Annotated in this window: 8 protein-coding genes and 1 pseudogene; 7 read left to right on the top strand and 2 right to left on the bottom strand. The window is 71.2% G+C overall.

From position 1 onward, the window contains the following. Nucleotides 1-68 precede the first annotated feature (68 nt). The 4 genes and pseudogenes from BLP83_RS05975 to pdeM all read left to right on the top strand — a co-directional run bounded on the left by BLP83_RS05975 (nucleotide 69) and on the right by pdeM (nucleotide 6,261). The gene (locus BLP83_RS05975) at nucleotides 69-1,061 is read left to right on the top strand and encodes a ligase-associated DNA damage response exonuclease (RefSeq protein ID WP_091240085.1); all 993 of its coding nucleotides are present in this window, start codon (nucleotides 69-71) and stop codon (nucleotides 1,059-1,061) included. Then, entirely contained in the window at nucleotides 1,061-2,788 is a 1,728-nt protein-coding gene (locus tag BLP83_RS05970; RefSeq protein WP_091240083.1) for an ATP-dependent DNA ligase, read from the top strand. The genes BLP83_RS05975 and BLP83_RS05970 overlap by 1 nt, the downstream gene beginning before the upstream one ends. A gap of 163 nt (nucleotides 2,789-2,951) precedes the next feature. Next, nucleotides 2,952-5,447, top strand: a pseudogene (locus tag BLP83_RS05965) (ligase-associated DNA damage response DEXH box helicase); the annotation flags it as partial. A gap of 85 nt (nucleotides 5,448-5,532) precedes the next feature. Continuing rightward, entirely contained in the window at nucleotides 5,533-6,261 is a 729-nt protein-coding gene (pdeM, locus tag BLP83_RS05960; protein WP_176764031.1) for a ligase-associated DNA damage response endonuclease PdeM, read from the top strand. Here the strand turns inward: pdeM and purT are convergent. Then, nucleotides 6,249-7,445, bottom strand: a complete 1,197-nt coding sequence (gene purT / locus BLP83_RS05955) for a formate-dependent phosphoribosylglycinamide formyltransferase (protein WP_091240074.1) — start codon at nucleotides 7,443-7,445, stop codon at nucleotides 6,249-6,251. The genes pdeM and purT overlap by 13 nt on opposite strands. A gap of 204 nt (nucleotides 7,446-7,649) precedes the next feature. Here purT and BLP83_RS05950 point away from each other — a divergent pair, with 204 nt between their 5' ends. The 3 genes from BLP83_RS05950 (at nucleotide 7,650) to efpL (ending at nucleotide 9,700) form a co-directional block, all read left to right on the top strand. After that, nucleotides 7,650-8,510, top strand: a complete 861-nt coding sequence (locus BLP83_RS05950; RefSeq protein WP_218121201.1) for a hypothetical protein — start codon at nucleotides 7,650-7,652, stop codon at nucleotides 8,508-8,510. Beyond that, nucleotides 8,503-9,054, top strand: a complete 552-nt coding sequence (locus tag BLP83_RS05945) for a putative toxin-antitoxin system toxin component, PIN family (protein ID WP_245679969.1) — start codon at nucleotides 8,503-8,505, stop codon at nucleotides 9,052-9,054. The genes BLP83_RS05950 and BLP83_RS05945 overlap by 8 nt, the downstream gene beginning before the upstream one ends. A 79-nt stretch (nucleotides 9,055-9,133) precedes the next feature. Then, on the top strand, nucleotides 9,134-9,700 hold the full coding sequence (gene efpL / locus BLP83_RS05940) for an elongation factor P-like protein EfpL (RefSeq protein ID WP_091240879.1): 567 nt from the start codon (nucleotides 9,134-9,136) through the stop codon (nucleotides 9,698-9,700). A 90-nt stretch (nucleotides 9,701-9,790) separates the two neighbouring features. Here the strand turns inward: efpL and BLP83_RS05935 are convergent, their stop codons facing one another. Beyond that, nucleotides 9,791-10,693, bottom strand: coding sequence for a flavin monoamine oxidase family protein (locus BLP83_RS05935; protein ID WP_143006561.1), 903 nt, complete (start codon nucleotides 10,691-10,693; stop codon nucleotides 9,791-9,793). Nucleotides 10,694-10,814 lie beyond the last annotated feature (121 nt).

Here is a 10,814-nt window from a genome sequence, read left to right as displayed (position 1 = left end):
CGCTTTTCCTCCGCTACACGCGCCGCGCGCGAGGCTTATGCGGGTCGCACTCGCGCAAGAGCCCGCCCCTGATCCAGCTCAGCCCCTCCGGCCTGTACTGCCCGGCCGGCGACTTCCACATCGATCCCTGGCGTCCGGTGCCGCGGGCGGTGATCACGCACGCCCACAGCGACCACGCCCGCGCCGGCAGCGCGCGGTATTTCGCCCATGTCGACAGCCTGCCCCTGCTGCGCTGGCGACTGGGCGAGGACGCCAACCTGCAGCCGGTGGCCTATGGCGAGCGCTTCCGCCTGGGCGATGCCACGCTCAGCCTGCATCCCGCCGGCCACGTGCTGGGCTCGGCGCAGGTGCGGATCGAGCACGGCGGCGAGGTCTGGGTGATCTCGGGCGACTACAAGCGCGATGCCGACCCGACCTGCGCCGGCTTCGAGGTGGTGCCCTGCGACACCTTTATCACCGAGGCGACGTTCGCCCTGCCGGTCTATCGCTGGCGCCCCGCCAGCGAAGTCGCCGCGGAAGTGCTGGCCTGGTGGAACGACTGCGCCGCACGCGGCGAAACCGCCGTGCTGGGCTGCTACGCGCTGGGCAAGGCGCAGCGCCTGCTGGCCGAGATCGGCGCACTCGCCGGCGCGCGCGGCCGCCGCATTCTGCTGCACGGGGCGATGGCGCCGGCGGTGGAGATCTATCGCGAGGCCGGCATTGCCCTGCCGCCGACCGAGCCCGTCAGCGAGCAGGCGCGGGGCAAGGACCTCGCCGGCGAATTGGTGCTGGCGCCACCGTCGGCACTTGGCACGCCGTGGATGCGCCGCTTCCGCCAGGTGTCCACCGGCTTCGCGTCGGGCTGGATGCGCCTGCGCGGCAACCGCCGCCGGCGCGGCTTCGATCGCGGCTTCGTGCTGAGCGACCATGCCGACTGGCCGGGCCTGATCGACACGGCGCTCGCCACCGGCGCCCGCCGTGTGCTGGCCACCCACGGCAGCACCGACGTGTTCGTGCGCTACTTGAACGAACGCGGGATTGAAGCCGCAGCGCTGGCCACCGAGCTGGGCGGCGAAAACTGATGCGCGCCTTCGCCGAGCTCTATCGCGAGATCGAGGGCAGCACCTCGCTGAAGCGCAAGCGCGAGGCGCTGGTCGCCTACTTCCAGCGCGCGGAGCACGCCGATGCCGCCTGGGCCCTGCACGTTCTGCTGGGTCGCAAACTCGCGCGCATCGCCACAAGCGGCGAGCTGCGCGCCTGGGTGTGCGACGCCAGCGGGCTCGCGCCCTGGCTGGTCGAAGACAGCTACGCCCACGTCGGCGATCTCGCTGAAACGCTCAGCCTGCTGCTGCCCGAGCCTTCGACGCCACCGCCGAAGCGCGCACTCTCAAGCTGGGTCGAGGACGTGCTGCTGCCGCTGCGCGGTGCAGCGGTCGAGACGCGCCAGCGCGCGCTCACCGCCGCCTGGGCCGAGCTGCCCGAACTCGAACGACTGGTATTCAACAAGCTGCTGACCGGCGCGCTGCGGATCGGCGTGTCCGCCGGCCTGGTCCAGCAGGCGCTGGCGCAGATCGCCGGCGTCGATGCCGCGCTGATCGCCCAGCGTCTGCTCGGCGACTGGACGCCCGCGGCAGAGTTCATGGCGCGCGTGCTCGCACCCGCCGACGCCGGCGCAGGTGCCGTCGCGATCCAGCCCTTCCAGCTCGCCTCGCCGCTGGAAGACCCGCCGGAGACGCTGGGCCCGATCGAGCACTGGCAGCTCGAATGGAAATGGGACGGCATCCGCGCCCAGCTGCTGCGAAGCGCGGACGGCGTGGTGTTCTGGTCGCGCGGCGAGGAGCGTCTCGACGGCCGCTTCCCGGAACTCGAAGCCGCCGCCCTGCGCCTGCCCGAGGGCTGCCTGCTCGACGGCGAGATCCTCGCCTGGAAAGACGGCGCTCCCCTGCCCTTCGTGCAGCTGCAGAAGCGCATCAACCGGCTGAAGCCCGGTCCCAAGCTGCTGGCCGAATGCCCGCTGCGCTTTCTGGCCTATGACGCGCTGTTCGTGCACGGCGAAGACCTGCGTGCGGCACCGCTCTCGCAGCGGCGCGCAGCGCTCGATGCCCTGCTGACGGAGGCGTCCTCGCCGCGACCGCTCGACGCATCGGCGCCTGCCTCCGCAGCGGCAGCGGCAGCGGCGCCTGGAACGGCCACTGCCACGGCACGCCCCCCAGCGACCGACCCAGCCGAACGCGGCACGCTCGGCATTTCGCCGCAGGTGCAGGCCGCCACGTGGCGAGACGCCGAAGCCTTGCGCGCCAGCGCCCGCGAGCGCGGCGTCGAGGGCCTGATGCTGAAACGTGCCGACAGCCCCTGGCAGCCGGGCCGCAAGCGCGGTGCCTGGTGGAAGTGGAAGCTCGACCCGCTGAGCATCGACGCCGTGCTGATCTACGCCCAGGCCGGCCACGGCCGCCGCGCCACGCTCTACACCGACTACACCTTCGCGCTGTGGGACGGCGCGCAGCTGCTGCCCGTCGCCAAGGCCTATTCCGGACTCGACGAGGCCGAGATCCTGCGCCTCGACCGCTGGATCCGCGCCAATACGCTCGAGCGTTTCGGACCCGTGCGATCGGTCAGGGCCGAGCTGGTGTTCGAACTCGGCTTCGAGGGCGTGAACCTGTCGTCCCGACACAAGTCGGGCGTGGCCCTGCGTTTCCCGCGCATCCTGCGCTGGCGCGAGGACAAGCTGGCGCGCGAGGCGGATCAGCTGTCCGAGCTTCGTCGACTGGCAGAACGATTGGCGCGATCGCCGAGCGAGGCGATCGAATGACCAAGACGTCCCCAAGGTTGTCCCTGGCCCACCATGAGCCCCACCCTCGCCCCTGTCCTGGGGGGCAAGGCCGCGTGTGTGATCGTCCGATCGGCCGCGGTTTCCCGGCGCCACGAGTTCAAGGCCACGGTGGGCCAGGGCCCACCCTATGGGGCTCCGGTTGATGCCGCGCGCGAAGGCCGCATCCGCTCCGGGGCGTGAACGCGAGGCACTCTCAATCCGCGCCGCCGAGACACGCCTGGAAGCCTTCTTCGCCGCCCGCGGCTGGCAGGTGCAAGGTTTCCAGCGCGAGCTCTGGCGCGCCTGGCAGGCCGGCGACTCCGGCCTGCTGCTCGCCCCCACCGGCAGCGGCAAGACGCTGGCCGTGTTCGGCGGCGCCTTGATTGAAGCGCTGCGCAATCCCTTGCCCAAACCGCGTCTGCGCTGGCTGTGGATCACCCCGCTGCGCGCGCTGGCCGCCGACACCCGCGAGGCGCTGGGCAACGCATCGAAAGGGGTCGGCCTCGACCTGCGCATCGAGCTGCGCACCGGCGACTCCGGCAGCGGCGCGCGCGCTCGGGCCCGCCGCGGCGACTGCGATGTGCTCATCACCACGCCCGAAAGCCTGGCCCTGCTGTTGAGCTATGCCGACACCGCCGAGGTGCTGGCGAGCCTGTCTGCTGTCGTTGTCGACGAATGGCATGAGCTCCTGGGCAGCAAGCGCGGCGTGCTGCTGGAGCTCTGCCTTGCGCGCCTGCAGGCGCTCAATCCGAAGCTGCGCCGCTGGGGCCTGTCGGCCACGCTGGGCAACGCCGAGGAAGCCCTGCGCACGCTCTGCCCGCAGTCGCCCGAGGCGCGGCTTCTGCAGGTGTCGGCGCAGTCGATCCAGCAAGCACCGCCGCAGATCGACACCGTGCTGCCGCGCGAGGGCCGGCGCTTTCCCTTCGCCGGCCATCTCGGCCTGTCCCAGCTGGATGAGGTGCTGCCGCGGATCTTCGCCGCACGCTCCAGCCTGCTGTTCACCAACACCCGCGCCCAGGCCGAGCTGTGGCACCGCGCGCTGTCGGCGGTGTGGCTCGAAGACGAGGCCACGCTGGCCCTGCACCACGGCTCGCTCGACCGTTCAATTCGCGAACAGGTCGAGGAGGGCTTGCGCGCGCAGCGCCTGCGCTGCGTGGTCGCCACCTCCAGCCTCGACCTCGGCGTCGACTTCCCTGCGGTCGACCAGGTGATCCAGGTCGGCAGCCCCAAGGGCCTTGCCCGCCTGCTGCAGCGTGCCGGGCGCGCCGGTCACGCGCCGGGCCTGCAGTCGCGCCTGCTCTGCGTGCCCACGCACGGGCTGGAGCTGGTCGAGTTCGCCGCCGCGCGGCGCGCGCTTGCGCGCGGCGAACTCGAAGCGCGGCGGCCGCTGCAGCACTGCCTCGACGTGCTGGCCCAGCATCTGGTCACGCTGGCTGCGGGCGGCGGCTTTGCGCCCGACACGGCCTTCGCCGAAGTGCGCTCGACCGCCGCCTTCGCTGAGCTCGAACGCAGCGACTTCGAGGCCGTGCTCGACTTCATCGAGCGCGGCGGCAGCGCCCTGCAGCAGTACCCGGAGTTCCGCCGCGTCGAGCGCGATGAAGACGATCTGCGCGTGCTGCGCGAGCCGCGCCAGACCCTGCGCCATCGGCTGTCGATCGGCACCATCACCAGCGACGGCGCGCTGCGGGTGAAGTTTGTCAGCGGCGGCGATCTCGGCGCGGTCGAGGAGAGCTTCATCGGTCGTCTGAACCCCGGAGAGGTCTTCCTGTTCGCCGGCAAGCTGCTGGAGCTGGTGCGCCTGAAGGACATGACCGCCTACGTGCGCGCCGCCAGCGGCGCGCGCGGCAGCGTGCCGCGCTGGATGGGCGGGCGCATGCCGCTGTCGACCCTGCTCGGTGCCGAGGTGCGCGGGCTGCTGGCCGACAGTGGGCACGCCAGTGCGGAGATGCAGGCCGCGCGACCGATGCTGGCCCTGCAGTCGCGACTGTCTGCGCTGCCCAAGCCGGACGCACTGCTGGTCGAAGTAATCCCCGAGCGCGGCGGCCTGCTGCTGGCCCTGTATCCCTTTGCCGGCCGGCTGGTGCACGAAGGCCTGGCCGCGCTTCTGGCCGCGCGCTATGCCCGGCAGCGCGCCGCCAGCGTGCGCTTCGCCGCCAACGACTACGGTCTGCTGTTGGGTATCGCCCCGCGCGCCGACGTCGACGAGGCGCTGCTGCGCGGCCTGCTGTCGCCCGAGCACCTCGAACGCGACGTGCGCGCCTCGCTCAATCTGGCCGAGCTGGCCAAGCGCCAGTTCCGCGACATCGCCCGCATCGCCGGCCTGCTGCCGCCCAATCAGCCCGGCCGCGCCGCCCGCTCGATGCGCCAGCTGCAGGCCTCGAGCAGCCTGATCTACGAGGTGCTGCGCCAGTTCGACCCTGGGCATCTGCTGCTCACGCTCGCCGAGCGCGAAGTGCTGGAGGGCGAACTCGCCCTGCCCCAGCTCGACGCCCTGCTCGAACGTATCGCCGGTGAACGACTGCAGCTGTGCCGCCCCGATACGCTAACGCCGCTGTCGTTTCCGCTGTGGGCCGAGACCCAGAAAGGCGCGCTCAGCAGCGAGGACTGGCGCACCCGCATCGAGCGCGCGGCGGATGCGCTGGAGGCGCGCGCCAACCGGCCTGCGCGCGGACGCCGTCCGAAGCGCGGCGTGCAGACTGCGGCCGAAGCGGTCACGGCGGATCTCTCCGCGGAGGGCGGAGCCCATGCGCCCTGACGCAGGAGAAACCGGCGCGATGGAAGGCCCATCCGCAGGACTGGCGTTCGGCGAGCTTCGGCTCGAACTGCTGCCCGAGCGGGCCGTCCATGTGCCCGAGCTCAGCACCCTGCTGCTCGCCGACCTGCACCTCGGCAAGGGCGATGCCTTCCGCCGCGCGGGCATCGCCCTGCCCGCCGGCGGCACCGCGCAGGATCTCGCACGGCTGTCCGCGCTCATCGAACGCCATCAGCCGGAACAGGTGATCGTGCTGGGCGATCTGATCCACGGCCCGCTTCCCTCCGACGCCCACTGGCGTCAGCAGTGGCGCGACTTCCTCGATCGCCATGCGGGCCGGCGCTTCGCTGCTGTGTTGGGCAACCACGATCGCGCGCTGCGCGGCGCCGACGAATTCGAAGGCGTGGAGCTGCTGCCGGAGGGCAGCGCCTGCGGCCCGCTCAGCCTGCATCACGAACCGCCCGAATGCGGGCTTTCAGCACACGCCTCGACAGCGCAGGCACGGGTGCTGTGCGGGCATCTGCATCCGGTGCTGCGCCTGCGCCAGCCGGGCCTGCCACCGCGCCTGCCGGCCTTCTGGCTGCGCCAGCAGCGGCTGACGCTGCCGGCCTTCAGCGCCTTCACCGGCGGCTTCACGCTGCAGCCCAAGGCCGATGAGCAGGTTTGGCTGTGCGCGGGGGATCGTGTGTTGGCCCTGCCGGGGCGCACTCACTCGGGCTGAAGGTCCAGGTTGAGCGCGGCCGCCACCGCTCGTGCACGCGCCCGTGCATTCTCCACATCGCTGCCGCGCGCCAGCGCGACGCCCACGCGACGCTTGCCGGCCACGCGCGGCTTGCCGAACAGGCGTAGGCCGGTCTGTGGCTCGGCAAGAGCCGCTTCGAGGCCGCTGAATTCGGGCACGCCGTTTCCTTCCGCGAGCAGGGCGAGCGAGGCCGAGGGGCCAAGTGCATCGATGGCGGGAATGGGCAAACCGAGAATGGCGCGCGCGTGCAGGGCGAATTCGCTCTGCTCCTGCGAGATCAGGGTGACCAGGCCGGTATCGTGTGGGCGCGGCGAGACCTCGGAGAACCAGACCTCGTCGCCGCGCACGAACAGCTCGACGCCGAACAGGCCCCAGCCGCCCAGGGCCTCGGTGATCGCGCGGGCGATCTGCTGCGAGCGCACCAGCGCGGCGTCGCTCATCGGCTGCGGCTGCCAGCTCTCGCGGTAGTCGCCGTCGATCTGCAGGTGACCGATCGGAGCGCAGAAGCTCGTGCCGTCCCGGTGGCGCACCGTCAGCAGAGTGATCTCGTACTCGAAGTCGATGAAACCCTCGACGATGCAGCGGCCCGCGCCGGCACGGCCGCCCTCCTGTGCATAGGCCCAGGCGCGGCCCAGGTCGGATTCGCTGCGTAGCGTGCTCTGGCCCTTGCCCGAGGAGGACATCAGCGGCTTGACCACGCAGGGCAGGCCGATCGCGGCGACGGCCGCGCGGAATTCGGCTTCGGTATCGACGAAGCGATAGGGCGAGGTCGGCAGGCCGAGCTCTTCGGCGGCGAGGCGACGGATGCCCTCGCGGTCCATGGTCAGCCGCGCGGCGCGGGCGGTCGGAATCACCCGAAGGCCTTCTGCTTCCAGCTCGACCAGGGTCTGGGTGTGGATGGCCTCGATTTCGGGCACCACCAGATGCGGCTGCTCTTTCGCGATCAAAGCGCGCAGGGCGACCGGATCAAGCATGTCGAGCACGTGGCTGCGGTGAGCCACCTGCATGGCCGGGGCATCGGCATAGCGGTCGGCGGCGATCACTTCCACGCCGAGGCGCTGCAGTTCGATCACCACTTCCTTGCCCAGTTCTCCCGAACCCAGCAGCAGCACGCGAGTGGCGCCAGGCGACAGCGGCGTTCCGAGACGGATGGCGGTGGACATGGAGCGACTCCGGTGAGGTTCAGGGCGGCGCACAGTGTAGCCGCCGCCCCTCTGGCACACTTCCGCGCCATGACTACGGACGGTCCCTCGTCGCGCCCTGTCCCGCCCCCAGCGCGGGCTCGCGCCTTCTGCGCCAGCCTGCTGGCGCTGGCGCTGCTGGCGGCGGTGAGCGCGGCCGCATCGGCGCAGGACGGAGCCACCGGGATGACCGGGGACCCTTCCATGCCGCGCATCGCCGGCCTCATCCGCGAGCCACGACTGCCCGAGATCAGCGGCATCGCCGCCTCGCGCAGGCACGCCGATGTGTTCTGGGTGCACAACGACAGCGGCTACCCCGCCGAGGTGCACGCCATCGACGTCCGTGGCCGCCACAGGGCGACGCTGCGCATCGATGGCGTCGCGGGCCGCGACTTCGAAGACATGGCGACCTTCGAGCTGGACGGCGTGGCCTACCTCCTGGTCGCCGACACCGGCGACAACGGCGGCCTGCGCAGCGAAGTCGAGCTGGTGGTGCTCGCCGAGCCCGAGCGTCTTGAGGACGCGCAGGTGAGCCCGGCCTGGGTGCAGCGCCTGCGCTGGCCCGACGGCCCGCGCGATGTCGAAGCCGTGGCCGTCGACGCGCATTCGCGCCAGGTGCTGCTGGTCTCGAAGAAGCGCACGCCGCCCGAGCTGTTCGTGCTGCCGCTGGGCGAGGCCGCGACCGCGCAGACGGCGCAGACCGCGCAGCGCGTCGGTACGCTGCAGGGCATCGAGCCGCCGAGCACGCAGGAGCTCAGCGGCAATCCGCGCTTCGGCCGCTATCGCGCGCAGATCACCGCCGCCGACCTGTCGGCGGACGGCCGCCAGCTGGCGGTGCTCAACTACCGTAGTGCCTACGTCTACACGCGCGGCGCCAGCGAGGACTGGGCTGCGGCCGTGGCGCGTTCGCCAGAGCCGCGGGCCTTCGGCTGGCTGGCGCAGGCCGAAGCGCTGGCCTTCGATCGCGACGGGCGCAGCCTGTGGATCACCAGCGAGCGGCTGCCGGCGCCGCTGATCCAGCTGCCACTGGCGGCCGGCGATGAGTAGCCCGCGCAGCGCGGAGGAGCGTCTTGGCCACGGCGACGGCCTCGCCCTGGACCGCATGCCCCTCGCTCCGCCCGCAGCCCTGCGTCTGGTGCTGGACACCAATGTCTGGCTGGATCTGCTGGTGTTCAGCGATCCGCGCTGTGCTCCGCTGCGCGCGGCGCTGGCGGATCGCCGCGTCTGCGCCCTGCTCGACGCCCACTGCCACGCCGAATGGCAGCGCGTGCTGGCCTATCCCACGCTACGACTGGATGAGGCGAGGCAGGCGCAGCTCGCCGCGGCGCAGCGTGCGCACGCCGTTTGGATCGAGAGCGCGGACAGCGGCCCGCAGCCCGCAGTGCCCCTGCCCCGCTGCCGCGACGGCGACGACCAGAAGTTCCTGCAGCTGGCCGAGTCGGGCGAAGCCCACGCCCTGCTCAGCCGTGACCAAGCCCTGCTGGAGTTGGATCGGCGCCTGCGGAAACAGGGCCGCTTTGTCGTGCTGGGCCCCGAGGGTTTCGACGACTGGCTGCAGTCCCGGCTGGCGGCTGGCCCTGCGGGAATCTGAGCGCGCGCCTCTGGCGGCTTGGGCAAGCCCAGCGGTTTCGGCGAGAATGCGCGCCCTCTCTCCTCTCGGAATGCGCGTCATGAAGGCCAATGAAGTCAAGAAGGGCAATGTCGTCGAACACAACGGCACGGTCTACCAGGTGCGCGACATCGAGCGCAGCGCGCCGACCGCGCGCGGCGGCAATGTCACCTTCCGCTTCACCCTCTACAGCATTCCCGGCGGCGCCAAGTACGACCTCAGCCTGCGCGCCGACGATGACCTGAAGGAGCTCGACCTGGTGCGCCGCCAGGCCACCTTCTCGTACAAGGACGGTGAGGCCTTCGTGTTCCTCGACAGCGAGGACTACACCAGCTACCAGCTCGACGCCGACGTGGTCGGCGACGCCGCCGGCTACATCACCGACGGCCTCGAGAACTGCTACGTCGCGGTCATCGACGACCAGCCCGTGGCCCTGCAGCTGCCGGCCAGCGTGGTGCTGGAAGTGGTCGACACCGCCCCCGAAATGAAGGGCGCCACCGCCACCAAGCGGCCGAAGCCGGCCAAGCTCTCCACCGGCATCGAGATCCAGGTGCCGGAATACATCACCAACGGCGAGCGCATCCTCGTCAGCACCGTGACCGGCGAGTTCGCCGGGCGGGCGGACTGAAGGCCTAGCGGGAGCCCTGCGTCTGCCGGCGCAGGCGCCCGCAGCTACCCACCCGTCCTTGGCACCGCGGCCTGTATCCGGCCGCGCGTGTCATCCGCCTCCGGGGCGGCGGAAGCGTGAGGGCGTCTGCAGCACCGTGAGCGTTGGTGGCTCGCCACGACGCTCAGGGCGCCACCGCTCGCGATTGGGCCGCATCTGCAGGTTGGCCAGATCGGGCCGGCCCAGCTGGTGCATGGAGCGCTGCCAGCTTTCGTGGTACTCGGGCAGGCTGCGAAGCACGGTAGCGTCCAGCGACTGGCGCTCGCGTGCAGTGAGATGCCGCGTGTGGGCGTAGGCGAAGTCGGCAGCGCGCTGATCCCCCAGTTGGGCGGCGAGAGCGGTGGCCAGGCGGAACACCACATAGGCATCCTGAGGATGCATCACGTGGGCCGGGTCCACCGAAAGCGCGTGCAGCAGAGAGGCACGCATATGGGCGTAGAGCGACCCATGGCTGCTGGCCACGGCGAACATTGCCCGCGCACGCTCGGTGTCGCCGGACCGCAGCAACTGCTCGGCCAGCAGGGTCTGGGCGATCGCGTCGCCCTGCGAGGCGGCGCGGCGGATGGCGTCCCAGTCCAGCAGATCGAGATTCTCCAGCTCCCAGGCCGCGGGATAGCCGCGCGCACGCAGCCAGGCTTGCTCTTCCACGCTCAGCGCCGAGGCCAGGGATTCGCGATCGCTCATCTCGGCAAGCGACTTCGTCAACTCGCGCGGGGCTGCGTCCGCCGACAGGAGAGCAGCACTCGGCGCCGCGGCTTCCGGATCGCCCGCCTTGAATGAGTCCACTGCCTCCTTTGCCCTACTCCCCGCGCTGCCCGGCCGGGGAGTCGGCTCCATGGCGGCGTGCTGCGACGATGAAACCACAGCCTCCTTTTCAGACTGACCTGTCTTCAACGCGTAGGCGCCGATGCCCAACACCACGCTGAGAATCAGTACGAGAGCGAGCTTCTTCATGGACGAATCGTCGAATTGATATGGCGACAAAGGCAGCAGCTGTTGCCGGGGTTCAGGCCCCGGGGACATCCGCACCTCACCCTCCACCCCGGCGCCGGGGAGCGCGCACGCCTCTGGCTTC

Origin of the sequence: Aquimonas voraii, assembly GCF_900101825.1 — a bacterium.
GTDB classification, from domain to species: Bacteria; Pseudomonadota; Gammaproteobacteria; order Xanthomonadales; family Xanthomonadaceae; genus Aquimonas; species Aquimonas voraii.
This window is presented reverse-complemented; position numbering and strand designations above follow the sequence as displayed.

Bases quoted from the DNA above. Each gene is read 5' to 3' on its own strand.
- BLP83_RS05950 (WP_218121201.1), top strand. From the start codon at position 7,650: ATGACCGGGGACCCTTCCATGCCGCGCATCGCCGGCCTCATCCGCGAG.
- BLP83_RS05970 (WP_091240083.1), top strand. From the start codon at position 1,061: ATGCGCGCCTTCGCCGAGCTCTATCGCGAGATCGAGGGCAGCACCTCG.
- efpL (WP_091240879.1), top strand. From the start codon at position 9,134: ATGAAGGCCAATGAAGTCAAGAAGGGCAATGTCGTCGAACACAACGGC.
- BLP83_RS05935 (WP_143006561.1), bottom strand. From the start codon at position 10,693: ATGAAGAAGCTCGCTCTCGTACTGATTCTCAGCGTGGTGTTGGGCATC.
- BLP83_RS05945 (WP_245679969.1), top strand. From the start codon at position 8,503: ATGAGTAGCCCGCGCAGCGCGGAGGAGCGTCTTGGCCACGGCGACGGC.
- pdeM (WP_176764031.1), top strand. From the start codon at position 5,533: ATGCGCCCTGACGCAGGAGAAACCGGCGCGATGGAAGGCCCATCCGCA.
- purT (WP_091240074.1), bottom strand. From the start codon at position 7,445: ATGTCCACCGCCATCCGTCTCGGAACGCCGCTGTCGCCTGGCGCCACT.